18 protein-coding genes and 1 pseudogene are annotated in these 21,402 nt (G+C 37.1%); 7 read left to right on the top strand and 12 right to left on the bottom strand.

Annotation, left to right across the window (positions count from 1 at the left end; genetic code table 11):
• Window positions 1-40: 40 nt before the first annotated feature.
• The 6 genes from thpR to ABID39_RS01215 form a co-directional block, all read right to left on the bottom strand.
• The gene (gene thpR, locus ABID39_RS01190) at window positions 41-580 is read right to left on the bottom strand and encodes an RNA 2',3'-cyclic phosphodiesterase (protein WP_354185205.1); all 540 of its coding nucleotides are present in this window, start codon (window positions 578-580) and stop codon (window positions 41-43) included.
• A 905-nt stretch (window positions 581-1,485) separates the two neighbouring features.
• Window positions 1,486-1,782, bottom strand: a complete 297-nt coding sequence (locus tag ABID39_RS01195) for an HPr family phosphocarrier protein (protein WP_354185207.1) — start codon at window positions 1,780-1,782, stop codon at window positions 1,486-1,488.
• 24 nt (window positions 1,783-1,806) lie between these two features.
• A complete protein-coding gene (locus tag ABID39_RS01200; protein ID WP_354185209.1) occupies window positions 1,807-2,196 on the bottom strand; it encodes a PTS sugar transporter subunit IIA in 390 nt (129 codons plus the stop codon).
• 132 nt (window positions 2,197-2,328) lie between these two features.
• Window positions 2,329-2,793 (bottom strand): HPr kinase/phosphatase C-terminal domain-containing protein, encoded by a 465-nt coding sequence (locus ABID39_RS01205; RefSeq protein ID WP_354185211.1) that lies wholly within the window; start codon window positions 2,791-2,793, stop codon window positions 2,329-2,331.
• Window positions 2,794-2,816: 23 nt separating this feature from the next.
• The gene (locus ABID39_RS01210) at window positions 2,817-4,601 is read right to left on the bottom strand and encodes a sensor histidine kinase (RefSeq protein ID WP_354185213.1); all 1,785 of its coding nucleotides are present in this window, start codon (window positions 4,599-4,601) and stop codon (window positions 2,817-2,819) included.
• Window positions 4,602-4,640: 39 nt separating this feature from the next.
• Window positions 4,641-5,363: a response regulator transcription factor gene (locus ABID39_RS01215; protein ID WP_354185215.1), complete on the bottom strand. Its 723-nt coding sequence runs from the start codon at window positions 5,361-5,363 to the stop codon at window positions 4,641-4,643.
• Between the two features lie 377 nt (window positions 5,364-5,740).
• Here ABID39_RS01215 and lysM point away from each other — a divergent pair, with 377 nt between their 5' ends.
• Complete coding sequence (gene lysM / locus ABID39_RS01220; protein ID WP_354185217.1) at window positions 5,741-6,196, top strand: peptidoglycan-binding protein LysM; 456 nt, start codon at window positions 5,741-5,743, stop codon at window positions 6,194-6,196.
• A gap of 117 nt (window positions 6,197-6,313) precedes the next feature.
• On the opposite strand, the gene ABID39_RS01225 is transcribed toward lysM, so the two are convergent.
• On the bottom strand, window positions 6,314-6,868 hold the full coding sequence (locus ABID39_RS01225; RefSeq protein WP_354185219.1) for a copper chaperone PCu(A)C: 555 nt from the start codon (window positions 6,866-6,868) through the stop codon (window positions 6,314-6,316).
• A 926-nt stretch (window positions 6,869-7,794) separates the two neighbouring features.
• Here ABID39_RS01225 and dnaK point away from each other — a divergent pair.
• On the top strand, window positions 7,795-9,687 hold the full coding sequence (gene dnaK / locus ABID39_RS01230) for a molecular chaperone DnaK (RefSeq protein WP_354185221.1): 1,893 nt from the start codon (window positions 7,795-7,797) through the stop codon (window positions 9,685-9,687).
• 156 nt (window positions 9,688-9,843) lie between these two features.
• Window positions 9,844-10,986: a molecular chaperone DnaJ gene (gene dnaJ / locus ABID39_RS01235; RefSeq protein WP_354185381.1), complete on the top strand. Its 1,143-nt coding sequence runs from the start codon at window positions 9,844-9,846 to the stop codon at window positions 10,984-10,986.
• 307 nt (window positions 10,987-11,293) lie between these two features.
• Here dnaJ and ABID39_RS01240 read toward each other — a convergent pair.
• Window positions 11,294-12,289 (bottom strand): annotated as a pseudogene (locus ABID39_RS01240) (type ISP restriction/modification enzyme); the annotation flags it as partial.
• 749 nt (window positions 12,290-13,038) lie between these two features.
• Here ABID39_RS01240 and argB point away from each other — a divergent pair.
• The 3 genes from argB (at window position 13,039) to lepA (ending at window position 17,227) form a co-directional block, all read left to right on the top strand.
• The gene (gene argB / locus ABID39_RS01245; RefSeq protein ID WP_354185223.1) at window positions 13,039-13,944 is read left to right on the top strand and encodes an acetylglutamate kinase; all 906 of its coding nucleotides are present in this window, start codon (window positions 13,039-13,041) and stop codon (window positions 13,942-13,944) included.
• Between the two features lie 32 nt (window positions 13,945-13,976).
• The gene (locus tag ABID39_RS01250; protein WP_354185225.1) at window positions 13,977-14,885 is read left to right on the top strand and encodes a DMT family transporter; all 909 of its coding nucleotides are present in this window, start codon (window positions 13,977-13,979) and stop codon (window positions 14,883-14,885) included.
• Window positions 14,886-15,421: 536 nt separating this feature from the next.
• Window positions 15,422-17,227, top strand: coding sequence for a translation elongation factor 4 (lepA, locus tag ABID39_RS01255; protein ID WP_354185383.1), 1,806 nt, complete (start codon window positions 15,422-15,424; stop codon window positions 17,225-17,227).
• 71 nt (window positions 17,228-17,298) lie between these two features.
• Here the strand turns inward: lepA and dapD are convergent, their stop codons facing one another.
• Window positions 17,299-18,147 (bottom strand): 2,3,4,5-tetrahydropyridine-2,6-dicarboxylate N-succinyltransferase, encoded by an 849-nt coding sequence (gene dapD / locus ABID39_RS01260; RefSeq protein WP_354185227.1) that lies wholly within the window; start codon window positions 18,145-18,147, stop codon window positions 17,299-17,301.
• Between the two features lie 104 nt (window positions 18,148-18,251).
• Here dapD and ABID39_RS01265 point away from each other — a divergent pair, with 104 nt between their 5' ends.
• On the top strand, window positions 18,252-19,118 hold the full coding sequence (locus ABID39_RS01265; protein ID WP_354185229.1) for an LOG family protein: 867 nt from the start codon (window positions 18,252-18,254) through the stop codon (window positions 19,116-19,118).
• Between the two features lie 32 nt (window positions 19,119-19,150).
• Here ABID39_RS01265 and truA read toward each other — a convergent pair whose 3' ends face one another.
• The 3 genes from truA to def are packed head-to-tail and all read right to left on the bottom strand — an operon-like array spanning window position 19,151 to window position 21,355.
• A complete protein-coding gene (gene truA / locus ABID39_RS01270; RefSeq protein ID WP_354185231.1) occupies window positions 19,151-19,894 on the bottom strand; it encodes a tRNA pseudouridine(38-40) synthase TruA in 744 nt (247 codons plus the stop codon).
• A 1-nt stretch (window position 19,895) separates the two neighbouring features.
• Entirely contained in the window at window positions 19,896-20,825 is a 930-nt protein-coding gene (gene fmt, locus ABID39_RS01275; RefSeq protein ID WP_354185233.1) for a methionyl-tRNA formyltransferase, read from the bottom strand.
• Entirely contained in the window at window positions 20,825-21,355 is a 531-nt protein-coding gene (def, locus tag ABID39_RS01280; RefSeq protein ID WP_354185235.1) for a peptide deformylase, read from the bottom strand. Before def ends, fmt begins: the two co-directional genes overlap by 1 nt.
• Between the last annotated feature and the right edge of the window lie 47 nt (window positions 21,356-21,402).

A 21,402-nucleotide genomic window follows, 5' to 3' on the forward strand; every position in this document is an offset into this window, starting at 1 on the left:
TTGACTAAAGGGAATTATAAAGGGTTGTTACGGCACCCTTTTATCTTTGAAGTTTCCAGTTCCCTTTTACAATATATGAGGCATAACTTAAGGGAGATGGCGATAATAATAAAACAAAATGATCAATCTCAAAAGGAGGAAATAAAAAATTACCTCGAGAAAAGAGATAAGAAGAAAGATCATCAGGCTTAATATTAAGCAGTCGTGCAAGAGTAATATGCGGAATAAATTGTTTTTTATCAGGGGGTAACCCTAAGCTGTTTCGAATATATTGCATTTTTTCGTGTAAAAGATTGAGGCTTTCACAAGGTTCAATGCGGACAACAAGAGAATATGGAATATTTTTTGAACTAAAAACTTCAAAACCTTTTGTTCGTAATACAAAAGGAGGGAGTTTTATCGTATCAAAGGCACATATAAGTTTATCAGCTACAGCGCTTTCAACTTCACCAAAAAAAGATAAAGTGACATGAAAATTTTTCGGATTAATCCATTGTGCATTTGGTAAACCATTTTGTAGCGATGTGAGCGCTTCTGTTATTTGTTGAGGAGTTTGAAGAGCACTAAACAAACGATACATGATATCTCCTTAGAGTGAAAAGATGCTAACGCAAACATAATGGTGAACGAGTTGAAAATGCAGTGTACCATTACAGGTAAGGCAATCATGCAGAAAAATAATATCTAAAAAATATTTTGCTCTATAATGATGAATTGAATTCACAAAGCTTATGAATCTTAAAAAAATAGTTATGATGCACTAAAAGTTGTATTTTTAGGTGTTACTTCACAAGAATATGCAGAAAAGGTTGATTATAATTTTATCTATAAACATCATAAATACAGTTTAAGATGAAGAAAGTTGATGAATTTCTCATTGTGAGGTCTTTTTACTTTTTCTAAATGAGCTTAAAGGCGAACATATATAATCAAGGGATAAATTTTTCTCTTTTTTGTAAATATTATTCACATATGTTCAGTGCGATAACAACAACACACAGCAGAAAATATTCAAATTTGTTGCACACAGCTGGTAATAAAAGCAAACACAAATATTATGCATGATACAATTTCTATGAGCACTTACATTTAACTAATAACTAGAATGCCAATCCATAATAGATATGAGAATTGATAAGTTTAATAGCAAATCATTGATTTATAATGGTAATTTATTGTTTTTATATTGAGTTTTAGCTGCGAATATTGTAAGTTTGTTTCGTTTCAAGTCTGTTTATATTGAATCAAAAACTATTCGCTTATACGTTGTAAGTATGGCTATATCGTGGGTAAAAACTGTTTAAAAAATGACTAAAAGACTTCTTATGGATCGTCTAAATTCAAGGGGTTATTACACTAGCATGAGCTGGAAGATATGATAATGATACTAGCATGTTGCTCCGAAAAATAGCCAGTCAAAATAATAATGGCAAGAAATTCTTCCTTATTTTAAGAGTAATCATAGCTTTTTGAAAGTAAGAAACTTTAGTTCTCCTCTCCAAATTTATTATTAATGAGTTTTTCAAGAGCATCGAGTGCGTCAGTTGCTTCTGGTCCTGAAACGCGAATAGTAAGATTGCACCCAGGTGAAGCCGCTAACATCATAAGCCCCATGATTGATGATCCACCAACGATTTTTCCATCTTTTTCAACTTCAACAATGGCGTCAAAATTGTCAACAATTTGGACAAATTTTGCAGAAGCGCGCGCATGCAACCCACGCTTATTAGAAATATTGAAATGACGACTTAGTATAGAGGGAAGAGGGGACTTGGAAAGCATGAGTGTTAATTATCCGCTATATAATCATATTGGCACATTAATATATTTACGTCCTGCTTCTTGTGCTATTCTTAAAGCTTCTGTTAATGAAATATCAGGGCACTGGCGAATAGAAATCAATTTAATGAGCATAGGTAGGTTGACACCTGCAATCATTTCGACCCGTCCTTTTTCAATAGCAGGGACGGCTATATTTGACGGAGTTCCACCGAACACATCTGTTAATATAATGACACCATTATTTGTATCTGTAGAGGAGACAGCGGACATAATATCACCTCGTCGCTGATCCATATCATCATCGGGGTAGATACATATTGTTTCAAATTTTTCTTGCGTTCCAACAACATGTTCTACAGCATGTAAAAATTCGACAGCTAACTCACCGTGCGTTACAAGCACGAGTCCAATCATTACACAAACTCCTGTTAACTCAATATCTGACCATATCGGTAGAAAGTATATTTTACAAAGCTTTGTCTTGCTGCCAAGAAAAATTTGCAAAAAAAAAGCAAAAATAATGATTTTTTTATCTTTAGAAAAAAATTAAACAGATTTGCGCCATATTTTTCTAAAAAAGAATGCTTCAATAGCCTGACAAATGGCTGTACAATCGGCTTCACGAAGGCTAGGGAGTTTTAAAAGAGGGATGTGTATATCTGCAAACTGAAAAGTTTGTCCTGTGGAAAAACGTTCATATTCAGAGCCAAGTGTAATAACGCAATCGATGATTGTATGTTTTTCAAACCCTATCATATATAGTCCCACACCGCGAATCTCGATACCTCCATCTAAACCTTCTGGAGTATATCCGTGAAGTTTTCCATTTTCTATACAGAGCATTGTATAATCGTCACTAATAAGTTTTGCTTCACGTTTTGACCACTCGGCACGGTCAAGTAAAGCAAGGGTAAGGGTTGATTTTCCTGAACCAGAAGGGCCTATAATCAACAGTCCCTTCCCCCCTATTTGAAGGCAATTTGCGTGTAATATTTTATTTTTTGTTTTCATGCCTTTTGCTTTGGGTAAAAGGTTTATTTAGCGAAGGGAAGCATAATAATAAAACGCGCACCAGTTTTACTGTTTTCAAGTTCAGGGTCAATAATATTTTCGGCAGTAATTGTTCCATTATGAGCTTCGATGATCTGCCGACTAATAGAAAGTCCGAGTCCTGAATTTTGTCCAAAAGCATCTTCGTTTGGTCGATCAGTATAGAAGCGTTCAAAAATGTGTTCAATATTTTCTGAACGAATACCAGGACCATTGTCTTCAACGGTTAAGATCAGAGTTGAAGCATGACTTTTCATAGTGATATGAATTTTTCCATTATCATGGGGGATGAAGGAGCGTGCATTTTCAATAAGATTGGAAATAACTTGTCCCAAACGAAGCTCATGTCCCAATACAAGATAGGCTTTTCCATGGGGCCGTGGAATGATATGAAGACTTATATCAATGGCTTGCGTATTACGGTATACTTCTTGAGCGGCATGAACAAGACTTTCCAAAAGTGGTGTCATATCAACGATTTGTGCAGTTTCACGGGCAAGCTCTGCATCGAGCCGTGAGGCATCAGAAATATCGGTAATCAATCGGTCAAGACGACGGACATCATGTTGAATAATTTCATACAATTGTTCCTGAGCTTCTTCATTTTTAGCGAGTGGAAGTGTTTCAACAGCACTTCGCAGTGAGGTTAGAGGATTTTTTAATTCGTGACTTACATCAGCAGCAAAACGTTCAATGGCTTCAATGCGCATATAAAGTGCATTGGTCATATCACGAATAGAGGTCGAAAGATGACCAATTTCATCTTCACGCATTGAAAAATCAGGAATTTCTACGCGCTTATTATTTCCATTGCGTACACGGTTGGCAGAGGCAGACAATTTGCTCAAAGGATGAGCAATTGTGTGGGCTAAAAATATGGAAAGCACTAAAAGTACAGTTCCAACCACGGCAAAAACTTTAAAAATGACCAGTCTTTCACCTTTTACAATGTCATCAATATCTGAACCAGTCGTTGAAAGAAGGAGTGCTCCCACCACTGCACGATAACGTTGAACGGGCACAGCAACAGAAACGATTAATTGTCCTTGTCTATTGCGTCGTTTGGCAGTTGCAAGAGATCCATTTAATGCTCTGTACACTTCTGGGTAAGCAATATTACTGTTTTTTGCTTGTTCTCTATCAATAGCAAGACCACCACCATAAAATATGCTTGAAAACCATGAAGTAAAACGTTCCCACATGGTTTGTTCAGTTTTTAGTGGGGGTAAATTATAGCTAAAAACTTCACCGCTAGAATAAAGAACCCGCGAATCAAGAAGTAAAGTTGCATCGCGATCATAAATACGTGCTCTTGTTGTTTTGGGTGTGATAAGCCGACGTAAAAGAGGAGCAACCTGTTCAGGATTAATAGGAAAATCCCAAGAATCTGTTGATTGAGGTGCAGGTGTAACGCTTTCTCCAGCTTGTAATTCTAGAAGTTTTTGGGGATCAATAAGAATAGAATTCGTATCCACAGTCGCGGAAGCAGCAATGGCTCCAGCAATAATTTTTCCTTGAGTGCATAAACTTTTAATTTTTGCTTCAATCAACCCATCACGAAATTGGTTAAGGTATAAAATACCTGTTACTAAAATAGCAAGAGCAGCAACATTTAATATGACAATACGACGTGTAAGACTGGAAAAAAGCAATTGCCTGAAAAGACGCTGTATCCGAAGACGTGAACGAGAAAGCATAGGAAATGATGTGGGAGTGATACCATTTTGTGCTGCTTCTTGTAGAGTTTCCAGTTGAGTGTTTTTTGTCATTGATTTGATCGCCGTTCAAATTGTCGCGACAAACTAGTTTCATACCTCATGGAAACGATAACCTACACCATAAAGTGTTTCAATCATTGCAAAATCATCATCCACTTGTTTAAACTTTTTACACAAACGTTTAATGTGACTATCAATGGTGCGGTCATCTACATAGACTTGATCACTATAAGCAGCATCCATCAAAGCATCACGACTTTTTACGACTCCCGGTCTTTGGGCTAGAGTTTGTAGAATCAAAAACTCTGTAACAGTTAAAATAACAGGTTTATCTTTCCATGTACAGGTGTGACGCTCTTGATCCATAACAAGATCTCCACGTTTGAAAGAAGAAGTGGGAGAGGTTCCTGTTGCAAGAGGTTGGTTACGCGCATTGGAACGGCGCAAGATAGCTTTTACACGTTCGATGAGGAGACGCTGAGAGAAAGGTTTTGTAATAAAATCATCAGCTCCCATTTTGAGACCAAACAGTTCATCAATTTCGTCATCTTTAGAGGTAAGAAAAATAACAGGAATATCAGACTTTTGACGCAGTCTGCGTAAAAGTTCCATCCCATCCATTCTGGGCATTTTAATATCGAAAATAGCTAAGTGTGGAGGATGGAGTGTTAGACCTTTGAGTGCAGATGCTCCATCTGTATAACTTTCAACTCGATACCCTTCTGTTTCAAGTGCAAAAGATAAAGATGTCAAAATATTACGGTCATCATCGACAAGTACAATCGTTTGTGTGATTGTTGGAGTATCTTTCATGGTTTCTCAGACCTTTCTATTGCCATGGTAGCAAATTACCCACTCTATTTATATGGGAGTTCGCATTTTTTTTGCAAAACAAATATGATACAAATTGTAGCAAAGAAAAAACCTTTTTATCTTTACGGTAAAAGCTTGTTTTATCTTTGCAATTTAATAATGTTTTTGTGCGCATTAAGATCCATTCACTTAAGAGAAAACTTTTATAAACATATTTTTTGTCAAAGTTTCTTGTTGTTTTTGTTTCAGAATTGAACAGATTGATTTTTGATTGTTGAAGTTTAGAAAATTCGCCTATCTGTTTTAAGAGCAAAGATAAAGGGTGTAGTGACATATACGCAAGAAAAATTGCTCTCGCTGCATAAAAGGAGGTCATAATGGGATTTTTTAGTTTTATGAAAACGGTTGGTGAAAAGCTTGGTATTGGGGATCATACACCAGAAGAAAAAGATTTTAAGGCTGCATTTGATAACTTTCAACTTGGTACTGAAAAAGTAAATATTCGGGTTGAAAATGGTAAAGCTGTTTTAAGTGGTGAAGTTCCGGATAGAGAGACACTTGAAAAAGCGCTTTTAGTTGTTGGCAATTCGCAGGGGATTTCTTCCGTTGATATTGATCAATTAAAAATTACAGACACCGTTCCTACAAAAGCTTCTCGCTTTTATGAGGTTAAATCTGGTGACAATCTTTGGAAAATTGCTGAAGAAATGTATGGAAAAGGACAAGGCGATAAAAATACACTCATTTTTGAAGCCAACAAACCGATGCTAAAATCTCCCGACAAAATCTATCCTGGACAGGTATTGCGTATTCCTGAAATTAACCACACTTGATTTGGACAAAAGATTAAATTTTTTACGGTATTTTTTGCGGTGTTAAACAAAAATGAAAAGTGTGGAAAAGTTTTTCCACACTTTTTGCTATTATGCACTAAACAGTAAGAAAAGAACTTAGTGAGCAGAAGATGGGTTGGAAGGTGATTTTTCCACCATAGCGTTTATAGAGAAATCAACATCAATAGTTCCTGCTTTTTCAAATGTTAATTTTGCGGTGACTTTGTCACCTGCTTTGAATGGTTTTGAAAGCCCCATGAACATAATATGGTGGCTACCGGGCTTAAGGGTGATTTCACCATTCCCTGGAATTTCAATGCCATGGCGCATGTGTTCCATCTTCATAATATCATTAACGACTGCCATAGAGTGGATTTCTGTTGTTTTTACTCCTTTTGCTGAGACAGACACCAAACGATCTGGAGTATTACCGTGATTAATGATGTAAAGATAACCGCTGCCAACTTTTATACCTGTAGGTGTTGCACGCGTCCAAGGATGAAGAATTTCTATATCTCCGACTTTATATTGGTGAGCGGCTGAGGGCAGGGCTATAAAAGCGAAAAGAAGAGTCCATACGACATTTAAGATAATCTTTTTAAATGGATATTGTATATGAGCTGTGTAGTTAGATACGAGCTTTTTTATCTTTTCTGTGATAAATATTATCATTGATTTACCCTCCTTCTTTATATTTCACTTTATGAATATATTTTCTCACTTTTAACAGAGTTTTTGTTTAAAATAAAAGAGAGAATTTTAGAGTCATCATGAGTTTAAGAGTCATCATGAATTTAAATGTGAGCACAAAAATCATGGGTTTCATAATTTTTGGAGAAAAGCGATAAGATTCAAAGTGATAGTGCATGTAAAAATAAAGAGGGTATCCTTAATCTATTTGTGAATTTAAAAAATTTTCAAGTCATTGAGAATATCATGTTCAGGTGTATTTTAAGCGTGGCTTTTAAACAGTAGTGAGTGAGCAGATGGCTGGAAGAAAAACTGTTGAGAATTGATGAACATAGAATGTTCTTACAAATGTGAGCATATGGCACTATAAGGTTTAACTACATAAGTTAGGTGATATAAGAAACATGACTATTGATTGCATAAAGCTTATGCTAGTCATTATAAGAGGTTAAATTTAAGAAAGGCTGTTATATTCATTTTAATTAGGTGATGTGTGTCTGAGCGATATTTTAAACGAGAATTTCGGGTGATTCTGAGAAATTAAAGATTTGAGAAATGAAGGAGAAGTGCGCAATTATTATCCTTATTTTTTCAATTTTATAATTAATATATTTATGAGAATCGTAAAAAAGATACTATAGGGTTAGTATCTTTGATAGATATGGTATTTACGTATAAGTAAGATGTCTCATTTTTAAAGAAAAATTTTATTTTGAGATGTTTCTCTCATTATTCTCTTGTAGCAATAAGAGCCTGTTCTTATATACGAAGCAGAAGGGCTTGTTGTGACTTGTAGTTTATTATTTGTGTAACTTGAAGTGGTATGCAGGCTTTATGTGTTATAAAGGAGCTGTCTTAGAAAGATGCTTGATGAAGGTTGAGGTAGCTTGCTGAATGGAGATTATAATATGGCAAAAGTAATTGGTATTGATTTGGGGACAACTAACTCTTGTGTTGCTGTTATGGATGGCAAAAATGCAAAGGTTATTGAAAATTCAGAAGGAGCACGGACGACACCTTCTGTTGTTGCCTTTACTGATGGGGGAGAGCGGCTTGTTGGGCAGCCTGCTAAACGGCAAGCAGTTACGAATCCTGAAGGAACGGTTTTTGCAGTTAAACGTCTGATAGGGCGCCGTTTTGATGACCCTATGGTTGAAAAAGATAAAGCACTTGTACCTTACAAAATTATTAAGGGTGATAATGGTGATGCGTGGGTTGAAGAAGCGGGTAAGAAATATTCTCCTTCACAAATATCAGCTATGATTTTGCAAAAAATGAAAGAAACTGCTGAATCTTATCTTGGTGAAAAGGTTGAGCAAGCGGTTATTACTGTTCCTGCTTATTTCAATGATGCACAACGTCAAGCTACCAAAGATGCGGGTAAAATTGCTGGGCTTGAGGTTTTACGGATTATCAATGAACCAACAGCTGCTGCTTTAGCGTATGGTTTAGACAAAAAAGATGGAAAAACGATTGCTGTTTACGACCTTGGTGGTGGTACATTTGATATTTCTGTTCTTGAAATTGGCGATGGCGTTTTTGAAGTTAAGTCGACCAATGGAGATACTTTTTTAGGTGGTGAAGATTTTGATATGCGCTTGGTCGGTTATTTTGCTGATGAGTTCAAAAAAGAGCAAGGGATTGACCTGAAAAATGATAAACTAGCGTTGCAGCGTTTAAAAGAAGCAGCGGAAAAGGCAAAGATTGAACTTTCTTCTTCACAACAGACTGAAATCAATTTACCATTTATCACAGCGGATCAATCTGGTCCCAAGCACTTAACAATGAAGTTAACTCGGGCAAAATTTGAATCTCTAGTTGATGATTTGGTTCAACGCACGATAGAGCCTTGTAAAGCAGCATTGAAGGATGCAGGACTGAAAGCTGGTGAGATTGACGAAGTTGTTTTAGTGGGTGGCATGACGCGTATGCCCAAGATACAAGAAGTTGTGCAAAGCTTCTTTGGTAAGGATCCACACAAAGGCGTTAATCCTGATGAAGTTGTGGCAATGGGTGCAGCCATTCAAGGGGGGGTATTACAAGGCGATGTAAAAGATGTATTGCTTTTAGATGTAACACCTCTCTCTTTGGGTATTGAAACATTGGGTGGAGTTTTTACACGTCTCATTGAACGCAATACCACTATACCGACCAAAAAATCGCAGGTTTTTTCGACTGCTGATGATAATCAGAGTGCTGTGACTATTCGTGTTTTCCAAGGTGAACGCGAAATGGCTAATGATAATAAGTTATTAGCTCAGTTTGATCTTGTCGGTATTCCACCGGCACCGCGTGGTATACCTCAGATTGAAGTAACTTTTGATATTGATGCGAATGGTATTGTAAATGTTTCGGCAAAGGATAAGGGAACTGGTAAAGAACATCAAATTCGTATTCAAGCATCAGGTGGTTTGAGTGATGCCGACATTGAAAAAATGGTAAAAGATGCCGAAGAGCACGCAGCTGAAGACAAAAAACGCCGCGAAGGTATTGAAGCTAAAAACCAAGCAGAAGCTCTTATTCACTCAACGGAAAAGTCGCTTGCAGAATATGGTGATAAGGTTTCTTCTGAAGAGAAAGAACAGATTGAAACTGCAATATCTGATTTGAAAACTGCACTTGATGGTACCGATACTGAAGAAGTAACAGCTAAAATGCAGAAACTAGCAGAAGCCAGTATGAAGCTTGGGCAGGCTATGTATGAAGCTTCGCAGGCAACATCAGCTGATTCTGAAACAGACACAAAGACCGATGATGTTGTTGATGCTGATTTTGAAGAAATTGATGATAAGAAAAAATAGTGTAGACAGATGTATTGATTAATAAACAAACCCGGCCTTTGAAATATAAGGCTGGGCTTTGTTATTTGAGATGAGTTGCAACTTTGTTACTAAAAATATAAATTGAAAGTAAATTTTATCCATTAAAATGGATGATAAAAATATCAGGAATACATGATGAAGGTTGATTATTATGAAATTCTTGGCGTAACTCGCGAATGTGATGATAAGAAGTTGAAGTCTGCTTTTCGTAAGTTGGCAATGCAGTATCATCCTGATCGCAACGCGGGGGATAAAGAAGCAGAGCGAAAATTTAAAGAAATTGGCGAAGCTTATGAGGTTCTTAAAGATCCTCAAAAGCGTGCTGCTTATGATCGATTTGGTCATGCGGCTTTTGAAAATAATGGCCGAGAGGGAAATCCCTTTAGTGGTTTTGCTGCAAGTGGTGGATTTGCCGATATTTTTGAAGACTTTTTTGGTGAAATGATGGGAGGGAGCCATCGTAAGCGCAATGATGGACGCGAGCGTGGTGCTGATCTGAGTTATAATATGGAAGTGACTTTGGAAGAGGCATTTTCAGGAAAAACTGCACAAATTAATATTATGGGTTCTGTTTCTTGTGATGCTTGTGAAGGATCAGGTGCGAAAAAAGGTTCTAAACCACAAGTTTGTGGAACGTGTCATGGTGTTGGTCGTGTGCGTGCTGCACAAGGTTTCTTTTCCATTGAGCGAACATGCCCTTTATGTCATGGATGTGGCGAAATTATTACGGATCCATGTCCAAAATGTCAGGGAACAAGGCGGGTAGAGAAAAACCGCTCATTGAGCGTCAATATTCCAGCTGGTATTGAAGATGGTACACGTATTCGTCTTTCTGGTGAGGGAGATGCAGGCATTCGTGGTGGTCCAAACGGCGATCTTTATATTTTTCTTTCCATTAAACCGCATCAGTTTTTTCAACGAGAGGGAGCAGATCTTCATTGTCGTGTCCCTATTTCGATGGTTACGGCTGCTTTAGGAGGAGAGTTTGAGGTTTCTGACCTTGATGGTGTCAAAGCACGTATTAGGATTCCAGAAGGTACACAAAATGGACGTCAATTCCGTCTGAAGGGCAAAGGCATGTCTATATTACGGCGTCAGCAAGCAAGGGGTGATCTTTATATCCATATAACCATTGAAACACCGCAGAAATTAACGCAAGAGCAACGTGAATTGTTACAAAAATTTGAGAAGCTTTCAAATCATGAAAATTCACCACAGTCTCACGGTTTTTTTTCACGTATGAAAGAGTTTTTTGAGAATATTTCCGGTCAAAATTAGTGATTAGCTGTCAAGATTGATGAAAAAACATGATTTGTGAACAACAATGTTGAAATGAGCTTTATAAATCAGTTTGGGTTTGGTTTGAGAAGTATAATTTAAGTTTGCTTATTTGTAGGAGATAGTTAAACAAAAGGTGCCGTTTGCATCATATAAAAATTTTAAAAGAGTAGTTTTATAGTGCCTTAATTCGTATTCTGTTAAGCAGGGGGTTTGCACATTTTCTATAGATTGCAAATTTAAAGCATTAGTCAAAAAACTTTGTAAGTGAGTATGCTCACCATGTGAGCATGCTTTATAGGTCTATTCAGTTTTTTTTAATTTCCAATTTTGGTAGGCTCTTAATGATTTTTATTGTTTCTAAACTTACCATAATAACTCTTTGAAACAATTCCAATGGATAAGCAGGGTTGCCAATATTTCAACAGCATAGCAGATTGGCATTATTATATTAACAGTATTCCAATTAACTGTATCCCACTCGTTTTATCTGTCTTAACGCATTAATGCCTTATAACCCATTCAAGGGTGGTTTTCTCATTAACGATATTATCTTTATGGTTTCAAGAAGGAGGTCTGTCATGATGAATATTGCTGTTGTAAAATAACTGTAGACTTGTTTCTTTCTTTACCCGTTTTTGCGAATTTCATTTCAGTAACATAATAGAATTTCTCAGGATCAGGGATATTAGTAAGCTTTGTACTACCTTTCTCAAAGGAACTGGATAAGGTTCTACGATTTCATAATTGACATGCAAGAGATCCAATTTATGTCCTGCATTAACGAATTTCCAAAAATTTTCAGCAGTTTTTATACAAGAAATGCGAGATAACTCTTTAGTGAGATTATCAGCTTAACGGATACGATAATCTTCCGAATGCACAATTTTATAAATATGATAAAACCAATCATCTTTAGTGATAGTTATCATTCGGATAAGCCCGTTTTAAATGTGTTAATCCACCATCTGTAATGGCATCACATTCCTGTAAACTGGTATTTTTGCTTTTTTGTAGAATGTATAAATAAATAGGATTGGTGATTATTTTTTTTAGATTTAACATTTTCGTAAATATATTTTAGAAAGCACTGATTTGTATCTATTGCGTGGAGATTAGGTAAATTCTTAGTCATCGATACAGAAAAGCAAATTCTTTCTCTTACTTTTGTAATTTGCATTACTCTATTTTCAACGGCTTTCTCCATCGGAAATATACGCGGCATTTGAAAATTTCTCTCATTAAAGGCGCAATTATAATAAAGCTATTGTTTTGCAAAAGGACGATAAAGGCTTTGAATAAGGTATTGTATTTTTAAATTTAAATCACAATAGGTTTGAACTTTTTCATAGGGCTGTTTTTGAAGAGGAGAGTTAGTAAGATAGCTATTACCAGATTTTCAAAAAGCATTCTCAGATCGTGGAATGAATTGCATTTTTACGATGAGATTGTAACAAAGAGCGTAATGTAACTTATTTGTTATCCGAGTTATTAGGTTGAAAAAGTATTTTACACCCTCTTGCCTCATGAGTGTTAATCAACAGACATTATAAAATAAAAATAGATCTTATAGAGCGATTTAAGCTAAATAGCGAATGGAAAAATGTGAAAAAGGCGTGTTTTAAAGTCAAAGCTTTAGCTTAAATAAAAGATATTTACGGTTTAGTCATTTCTTGTATTGGCAATATAGTAGTTTATTTCATGATTAAAATTTTGTTTTCATTTTATAAAATCAATAGTTGTACATCCTCATATTCATTGTTAATGATTTTACTTTTAAGGGTGATGAACGCGTTGAATGTGAAGTGTAGCTTAAAAACTTTTCTAAATTGTATACATAAAGCCATAAGAAAATAATTATTATAAATCTATTTTATTCAATTTTTCACTGGTTAGTCTTTTTTAAGAAAGCTGCATTTTTTATCTTGTTGTTATTTTTGTCGTGATTTTAAAAAGATTGGCGATTTTCAGAAGGACGGATAGAGTAAAATTTGTTTTCACATTTCTTAAATTCTATTAAGAGATGGTAAAAAGTGATGAGGAGACCTTTTTATGGATGATGCTAAAAATGGTGCCGCAGATATTTTTGAAAAACAAGCAGCATTTTTATCGTCTGCTTTACCTTATATGCAAAAATATGAAAACGAAACGGTCGTTGTAAAATATGGCGGTCATGCGATGGGTGATGCTGCTGTGGGGCGTGCGTTTGCGCGTGATATTGCTTTGCTGAAGCAGTCAGGAATTAATCCTATTGTTGTTCATGGTGGGGGGCCTAAAATTGCTGAAGTTTTGATGAAAATGGGGATTGAGTCACGATTTGAGAAAGGTTTACGCGTAACCGATGAACGAATTGTTGAAGTGGTTGAAATGGTTTTGGTTGGTTCCATAAATAAAGAAATTGTTGCTCTCATAAACGCTGAGGGTAAGTGGGCAGTGGGGTTATGCGGCAAGGATGGTAATATGGTTTTTGCCAAGAAGGTTTATAAAACTGTCATGGATCCTGATTCGCATATTGAGCGTGTTTTAGACTTAGGATTTGTTGGTGAACCTGTTGAAGTTGACCGTACATTATTGGACCTTCTAGCATATTCTGAAATAATTCCAGTTCTTGCTCCTATCGCTCCAGGTCGTGATGGCAAAACTTATAATATTAATGCTGATATTTTTGCTGGAGCCATTGCTGGAGCATTAAAAGCCAAACGGCTTTTGTTTTTAACTGATGTTCCGGGGGTATTAGATAAAAATGGTAAATTTTTAAAGGAATTAGCAATTTCTGAAGTTGAAACTCTTATCAAGGATGGAACAATTTCAGGCGGTATGATTCCAAAAGTAGAGACTTGTATAAAGGCTCTTCAAAATGGTGTGGAAGGTGTTGTTATTTTAAACGGCAAAACACCTCATTCTGTTTTGCTAGAACTGTTTACTGAACAGAGAGCAGGAACGCTTATTGTTTCGTAAGATGTGTGGATAAATTTGAGGGAAGACCTTTTATGATAAAACGGTTGAAACATCCTTTATCAAACAAGCCTGAATTGGCATTATTTTTTGCAACAATATTGTGGGGCATTACATTTTTAGTGATTCATATCGCAGTACATTATAGTGGTCCTCTTTTTTTTGTTGGATTTCGTTTCATTGTTGCATCGTTGATATGTGGAACAATTTTTTGGCGTTCTATGAAAGGTATAACTTTTTATGAAATTTTTGCTGGGATGACCATTGGTTTATCAATGTTTTTGGGATATTCTTTGCAAGCTGCAGGGCTTCAAACGGTTATGAGCAGTCAGTCCGCTTTTATCACAGCGCTTTATGTTCCGATGGTACCTATATTGCAATGGATTGTTTTTAAAAAACCACCGCGTTTAGCTTGTTGTATTGGTATTATTTTTGCTTTTATTGGGCTTATTCTTATTTCTGGACAAAAGGTAGGAGAGTTTGATTTTTCCAAAGGTGAAATTTTGACTTTGTTGGGAGCTTTAGCAATTGCTGGAGAAGTTATATTGATTGGAATTTTTGCCAGCAAAGTTGATAGTCGGCGTATAACAATTATACAGTTATTGTTTGGTGGTCTTTTTTCATTTTTTTGTATGCCTTTGATGGGTGAGGGTATTCCTGAATTTTCATGGATATGGCTAAGTGTTGGTATTGGATTAGCACTCATGAGCGCTATCATTCAATTGGCAATGAATTGGGCACAAAAGTCTATTTCTCCTACGCGAGCAACACTCATTTACGCGGGTGAACCGGTATGGGCGGGAATTGTTGGGCGTTTGGCTGGTGAACGTTTATCTCCTTTAGCTTTATTGGGAGGACTGCTTATCTTGATTGGGATTGTTGTGGCGGAATTACAACCTTCACAATGGCGTAAAAAAGATAAAGTAATGAAAAAAATTAATTAATGTTGCTTCTCTTTTTTCATGATATTTCCATTGAAGAGATTTCATTATTCTGTTTCTTTAGCAGAATAAAGGCAATTTTTGATACTTTTTTGTCTTTAAGGGAAGAAGATCGAGGTATCTTATAGAAGCTATAACCTTTTTAAAAAGATATTATCCAATAGAGAATGTTTCTGTAGTGTAACGGTTGAAAAAATTTGCTGCTCCGATATTAATTTTTGTTTTGTATAGAATTAATAAAGAAAGGGGCTATTATGTACAAAGAAAAAAGACCATTTCTCGCGAATTTTATCGCAAATTGAGGTGATAGATACATTTCTCATAGTATACGGGCATGCGAGTGATAAGCTTAACAAATATGAAAAAGTTAAGAGCATTTGGGTATTTTCAATTATTTATATTTTATGACGAATAAAAACCTTTTTAGGCTATAAAGAGAAATGTTTTGATAAGTTCTTTCATAGGTATTCTTTTGAAGGTTTTCAAAGGAGTATAATTGGTCTTTGCGTTTTGTGCTATTCTTTGCTAAATCGCCTTGTATGACAATAGATCGTAATCATATTCGTAATTTTTCCATTGTGGCGCATATTGACCACGGAAAGTCCACTTTGGCTGATCGTTTGATTCAAATGACAGGGGGACTTGAGACACGTGAGATGAAAGAGCAAGTGCTCGATTCTATGGATATTGAGCGTGAACGTGGGATTACGATTAAGGCACAAACAGTACGTTTGCACTATAAAGCAAAAGATGGTGAAAGCTATATTTTAAATCTTATTGATACACCTGGTCATGTAGATTTTGCTTATGAGGTTTCACGCTCATTGGCAGCTTGTGAAGGTTCGTTATTGGTGGTAGATGCGAGCCAAGGGGTAGAAGCACAAACATTGGCAAATGTTTATCAAGCTATTGATAATTCTCATGAATTGGTGGTTGTTCTCAATAAGGTTGATCTTCCAGCAGCAGAGCCAGAACGTGTGAAAGAACAAATTGAGGATGTTATTGGCATCGATACATCTGAGGCAGTAGAAATATCAGCAAAAACGGGTTTAGGTATCCCTAATGTTTTAGAAGCGATTGTTAAACAATTGCCACCTCCGAGTACTGGTGATGTGAATCAGCCTTTAAAGGCAATGTTGGTTGATAGTTGGTATGATGCATATCTTGGCGTGATTGTTTTGGTTCGGGTGATCGATGGTGTGTTAAAAAAAGGTCAAACCATTCGCATGTTTGGGACTGGTGCAAAATATCCAGTTGAACGGGTTGGGGTTTTCACTCCAAAAATGGTTCAGGTTGATGCGTTAGGGCCAGGGGAAATTGGCTTTATAACGGCTTCTATCAAAGAGGTTGCTGATACACGGGTTGGTGATACCATTACAGAAGAGCGCCGTCCTTGTGAAGAAGCGCTTCCTGGTTTTAAACCGGCTCAACCGGTTGTCTTTTGTGGACTTTTTCCTATTGATGCTGCCGATTTTGATGATTTGCGTGCAGCTATGGGAAAATTGCGTTTGAATGATGCGAGCTTTTCCTTTGAAATGGAAACTTCAGCCGCTTTGGGTTTTGGTTTTCGTTGTGGTTTTTTAGGGCTTCTTCATCTTGAAATTATTCAAGAGCGGTTAGAGCGCGAATTTAATTTGGATTTAATCGCAACAGCACCTTCAGTTGTTTATCGTATGAATATGAATGATGGCTCTGTGAAGGAACTCCATAATCCAGCGGATATGCCTGATGTTGTTAAAATTTCTTCCATTGAGGAACCATGGATTCGAGCAACCATAATGACTCCTGATAATTATCTTGGATCAATTTTAGAACTTTGCCAAGAACGGCGGGGAATACAGGTTAGTTTATCCTATGTTGGAACACGTGCCATGGTGACATACGATTTACCATTAAATGAAGTCGTTTTTGATTTTTATGATCGTTTAAAATCAATCTCAAAGGGATATGCTTCTTTTGATTATCAGATGACTGACTATTCTGAAGGCGATTTAGTTAAAATGTCTATTTTGGTGAATGGAGAGTCTATAGATGCATTATCGATGCTTGTGCATCGCACTATTGCAGAAAGGCGTGGGCGTTCAATGTGTGAGAAACTGAAAGATCTTATCCCTCAACATATGTTTCAGATTCCAGTTCAAGCAGCCATTGGTGGTAAAATCATTGCGCGTGAAACAATTCGTGCTTTGCGTAAAGATGTCACGGCTAAATGTTATGGGGGCGATGTAACGCGTAAGCGAAAACTTTTAGAAAAGCAAAAAGAAGGAAAAAAGCGCATGCGGCAATTCGGGAAAGTAGAAATTCCGCAATCGGCTTTTATTCAGGCACTCAAAATGGATAGATAATGAAATAAAGAGCATATTGTTTTTGATTAATTACGCTTTTGTATTTCGCTAAGTTTCTGGAAGATTTCTTTTTAGAAACGTAAAAGATCATTAATGGATATTTTTTCTCGTGTTTTTTTGTCAACGCGTTTCACGATAACAGCACAATAGAGACCCGGACCTATTTCACCGTTTGGCAGTGGTTTCCCTGGAAGAGAGCCTGGAACAACAACAGCATAGGCGGGGACTTCTCCTATAAAGGTTTCTCCTGTTGTACGATCAATAATCTTTGTGGATTTTCCAATAAAGACTCCCATGCTTAAAACAGCACCTTCGCGGATAATGCATCCTTCAACGACTTCAGAGCGTGCCCCGATAAAACAATGATCTTCAATAATTGTTGGGTTTGCTTGTAGTGGTTCCAAAACACCTCCAATACCAACACCGCCAGAAAGATGGACATGTTTACCAATTTGTGCACAAGAGCCAACGGTGGTCCATGTATCAACCATTGTTCCTTCATCGATAAAGGCACCAAGATTCACAAAGGATGGCATTAAAATGACGTTGGGTGCAATATAAGCCGAATGGCGTACAATTGCTCCAGGAACTGAACGGAAATCGGCTTTTTTAAAATCAGCTTCTTGCCAACCAGAAAATTTTGAAGGAACTTTATCCCACCAATATGATTCATGTGCTCCACCAGAAATAATACGCATAGGATTGAGACGAAAAGACAAAAGAACAGCTTTTTTCAACCATTGATGAACATGCCATTGCCCACTTTCTTGGCGTACAGCGACACGAATTTTGCCTTGATCGAGAAGATTTAATGCATGTTCAACGCTGTCACGAATTTCGCCTTTTGTTGTGCTACTAATAGAAGCACGTTCGTCAAATGCTTTTTCAATAATCATTTCAAGTTGTGTGAGATAAGTCATGACCAGATTTCTATTAAACAAGTTGAAAGATTCAATATTTATTCTTTATGCTACGTGAAGAAATGTTTTCAGTCAATAAAACGATGCAAAACTAGGATGGATGCATGAAAAAAGGCTATATGAAAAAAGGCTATAAAGGAAAAGAAAAAAAATTAACGTTCCTTGATTCTGTAGATGATCCTATACATCAGGAGAATGAAATTTCTGATACAGAGAAAGTACATTCTTCTGCGTGTCATTTGGCTTATCTCGACAGAGATTTTATAATGCGTCCTGAATTACGTTCACAACGTATTGGTCTTGAGTTTTTAAAGCCAGACATAACACTTCAAGAGTGTGGGATTCAGTCAACAGTTGTTTTGTTTGGTGGTGCGCGTATTCCTAAACCTGGGCAAGAAGCGTGGGCAGCAAAAAATGAAACACAAAAGAAAAATTTACATGCTATGTCACATTATTATGATGAGGCAAGGGAATTTGCGCGTTTGTGTTCACGCTATTCTCTTACAACTAACTATCGTGAATTTGTCGTGGTTACAGGAGGAGGACCAGGGATAATGGAAGCGGGAAACCGTGGTGCTGTTGATGTCGGTGCGCCAACGATTGGTTTAAATGTTATTTTACCGCATGAACAGAAGCTCAACCCTTATGTAACTCCACACTTATGCTTTAATTTTTATTATTTGGCAGTGCGCAAAATGCATTTTCTAATGCGAGCGAAGGTAGTCGCTATTTTTCCTGGAGGATTTGGAACTCTTGATGAATTATTTGAAACATTAACTTTAATACAGATGGAGCGTATGCAACGGGTTCCGATTTTATTATTTGGCAAAGAATTTTGGGAAAATGTTATCAATTTTGATTATTTAGCAAAGCAAGGTACAATTTCTCCTTCCGATGTCGATTTGGTAAAATTTGTTCATACAGCAGCAGAAGCTTTTGCAGAAATTTGTTCTTTTTATGAGCTGTCTTAATGGTTTGTGAGAAATAATTTATTGAAGGATGACTAATATTCCACTTTGGTCAAATAAAGTCCTGAAGGTGGTGCGACAACACCACAACGTGTGCGGTCTTTAGCATGAAGAGCTGCCTCAAGATCTTGAGATGTCCAACGTCCAATACCAACTTCCATAAGGCTTCCTGCGAATGAACGGATTTGATGATGAAGGAAAGATCGTGCTTGTGCATACAGCAAAATTTCTTCTCCCTTTTTTTGAACATCAAGGCGCTCAAGGGTACGAATAGGACTTTTAGCTTGGCAATGCACTGAGCGGAAAGTTGTAAAATCATGTTGTCCTACAAGTTTTTGTGCCGCTTCATGCATGGCTTCAGCATCGAGAGGTTTTGGTAACCACCATACACGTTTGGCATTTAAGGCTGGTGGTGAGCGGCGATTGAGAATTTTAAAAAGATAGTGTCGTTTGATCGCAGAAAATCGTGCATCAAAGCTCTCAGGGACATTCTGTACCTCTAGGATTGAAATATCTTCTCCCATTTTTCGTAAATGAGCATTAAGGGCATCGCGTACAGTATGTGTGAGCCAATTTTTTTCAAAGTCAACGTGTGCAACTTGTCCTGTAGCATGGACACCAGCATCAGTTCTGCCAGCTGTGGTGATTGTTAATTGTTGTCCGCTAAAGTGAAAAATAGCCTGCTCAAGTGCTCCCTGTATGGTGGGAAGTTTTTCTTGACGCTGCCAACCAGCATAATTTGAACCATCGTATTCAAGAGTGAGTTTAAACCGTGGCATATTAAAAAACAGCGGAAATATGAGCGCCTCGCAAAAATGTTGCGCTATCAAGAGTTTTACCACCAGATCTTTGGAGATGGGTGATTTCAAGACGCCCTTGTCCACAATGGACAATCAAAGAATCCGGTTCTATTTGACCAATTTTGAGAGAAGGACCTGTTGTTAAACGGCTTCCTAGGATTTTTACACGCTCTTCTTTACCAGAAATATTCATATTACACCAGCAACCAGGAGACGGGGAAAGAGCACAGATACGTCTATGAATCAGTTCTGCAGGATTTTCCCAGTCAATGCGGGTCTCTTCCTTTTTGATTTTATGAGCATAGATTACGTCTTTCTCTGATTGTGGAGTAAGCTTAAGTTGCCCTTTTTCAAGGTTTGACAAAGCTTCTATCATGAGTTTGGCGCCTATATATGAAAGCTTTTCTGAAAGTTCAGGAGTTGTTGCATTTTCGGTGATGGGAATGGAATGAGATAAAGCGATAGGCCCCGTATCAAGTCCTTCATCCATTTTCATGATCATTACGCCTGTCATTTTATCACCAGCCATGATGGCACGTTGAATGGGTGCAGCACCTCGCCAACGTGGCAAGAGTGAAGCATGGGCATTAAAGCAACCAAAACGCGGGGTTTCGAGAATAGTTTTTGGTAAAAGGAGTCCATAGGCAACAACAACAGCTACATCAACAGAAAGTGCTGTAAATTGAGCTTGTTGTTCAGCTGTTTTGAGTGTTTGAGGGGTAAAAACAGGAAGAGATCTTTCTTGTGCTGCATTTTGAACAGGTGAAGGAGTAAGTCTAAGTCCTCGGCGTCCTGCTGGTCGAGGGGGTTGGCTATAAACAGCAACAATATCATGACCCGCGTCTAACAAAGCATGCAAAATGGGGACAGCAAAATGAGGTGTTCCCATAAAACTTAATCGTAATGCCATTATAAAATTGCTTCCTGTGCTTTTTCTTCTTTGGCACGTTTTTTAAATTTTCGTATTACCATGTCACGTTTGATTTTTGAAATATAATCAATAAAAAGCCGGCCGTTTAAGTGATCAATTTCATGCTGCAAGCAAGTCGCTAGGAGATGATCAGCTTCAATTTCTGTTTGTTTACCTTCGCGGTTTATATAGCGAACACGTAGGCATTTGGGACGCTCGACTTCTGCATAATATTCAGGAATAGAAAGACAGCCTTCTTTATAAACATTGTGCTCATCTGAAAGCCATAAGATTTCAGGATTGATAAATACAAGTGGATTCTTTGGGGCATCATTTCCAGAAACATCCACCACCAACATACATAATGGTATACCAATTTGAATAGCAGCAAGGCCAACACCGTGGGCATGATACATGGTTTCTAACATATCATCAGCAAGCTTTTGGATTTCTGTATCAACATGCTCGATAGGTTTGGACACTTCCCGTAAAATTGGATTAGGTAAAGTAACTAAAGGTTTTATTGGCATAAGTATAGATTAATCAATGGTTTGCTGCTGGTCAATATTGAATAGCA

The sequence above is a fragment of the Bartonella japonica genome (assembly GCF_040545385.1).
Taxonomy (GTDB): Bacteria; Pseudomonadota; Alphaproteobacteria; order Rhizobiales; family Rhizobiaceae; genus Bartonella; species Bartonella japonica.

What these genes read in the sequence shown, in the direction of transcription:
- dnaK (WP_354185221.1), top strand. Translation starts at nt 7,795, where the DNA reads ATGGCAAAAGTAATTGGTATTGATTTGGGGACAACTAACTCTTGTGTT.
- def (WP_354185235.1), bottom strand. Translation starts at nt 21,355, where the DNA reads ATGCCAATAAAACCTTTAGTTACTTTACCTAATCCAATTTTACGGGAA.
- thpR (WP_354185205.1), bottom strand. Translation starts at nt 580, where the DNA reads ATGTATCGTTTGTTTAGTGCTCTTCAAACTCCTCAACAAATAACAGAA.
- argB (WP_354185223.1), top strand. Translation starts at nt 13,039, where the DNA reads ATGGATGATGCTAAAAATGGTGCCGCAGATATTTTTGAAAAACAAGCA.
- truA (WP_354185231.1), bottom strand. Translation starts at nt 19,894, where the DNA reads ATGCCACGGTTTAAACTCACTCTTGAATACGATGGTTCAAATTATGCT.
- ABID39_RS01250 (WP_354185225.1), top strand. Translation starts at nt 13,977, where the DNA reads ATGATAAAACGGTTGAAACATCCTTTATCAAACAAGCCTGAATTGGCA.
- ABID39_RS01215 (WP_354185215.1), bottom strand. Translation starts at nt 5,363, where the DNA reads ATGAAAGATACTCCAACAATCACACAAACGATTGTACTTGTCGATGAT.
- lepA (WP_354185383.1), top strand. Translation starts at nt 15,422, where the DNA reads ATGACAATAGATCGTAATCATATTCGTAATTTTTCCATTGTGGCGCAT.
- ABID39_RS01200 (WP_354185209.1), bottom strand. Translation starts at nt 2,196, where the DNA reads ATGATTGGACTCGTGCTTGTAACGCACGGTGAGTTAGCTGTCGAATTT.
- ABID39_RS01225 (WP_354185219.1), bottom strand. Translation starts at nt 6,868, where the DNA reads ATGATAATATTTATCACAGAAAAGATAAAAAAGCTCGTATCTAACTAC.
- ABID39_RS01195 (WP_354185207.1), bottom strand. Translation starts at nt 1,782, where the DNA reads ATGCTTTCCAAGTCCCCTCTTCCCTCTATACTAAGTCGTCATTTCAAT.
- lysM (WP_354185217.1), top strand. Translation starts at nt 5,741, where the DNA reads ATGGGATTTTTTAGTTTTATGAAAACGGTTGGTGAAAAGCTTGGTATT.
- ABID39_RS01210 (WP_354185213.1), bottom strand. Translation starts at nt 4,601, where the DNA reads ATGACAAAAAACACTCAACTGGAAACTCTACAAGAAGCAGCACAAAAT.
- dapD (WP_354185227.1), bottom strand. Translation starts at nt 18,147, where the DNA reads ATGACTTATCTCACACAACTTGAAATGATTATTGAAAAAGCATTTGAC.
- ABID39_RS01205 (WP_354185211.1), bottom strand. Translation starts at nt 2,793, where the DNA reads ATGAAAACAAAAAATAAAATATTACACGCAAATTGCCTTCAAATAGGG.
- ABID39_RS01265 (WP_354185229.1), top strand. Translation starts at nt 18,252, where the DNA reads ATGAAAAAAGGCTATATGAAAAAAGGCTATAAAGGAAAAGAAAAAAAA.
- dnaJ (WP_354185381.1), top strand. Translation starts at nt 9,844, where the DNA reads ATGAAGGTTGATTATTATGAAATTCTTGGCGTAACTCGCGAATGTGAT.
- fmt (WP_354185233.1), bottom strand. Translation starts at nt 20,825, where the DNA reads ATGGCATTACGATTAAGTTTTATGGGAACACCTCATTTTGCTGTCCCC.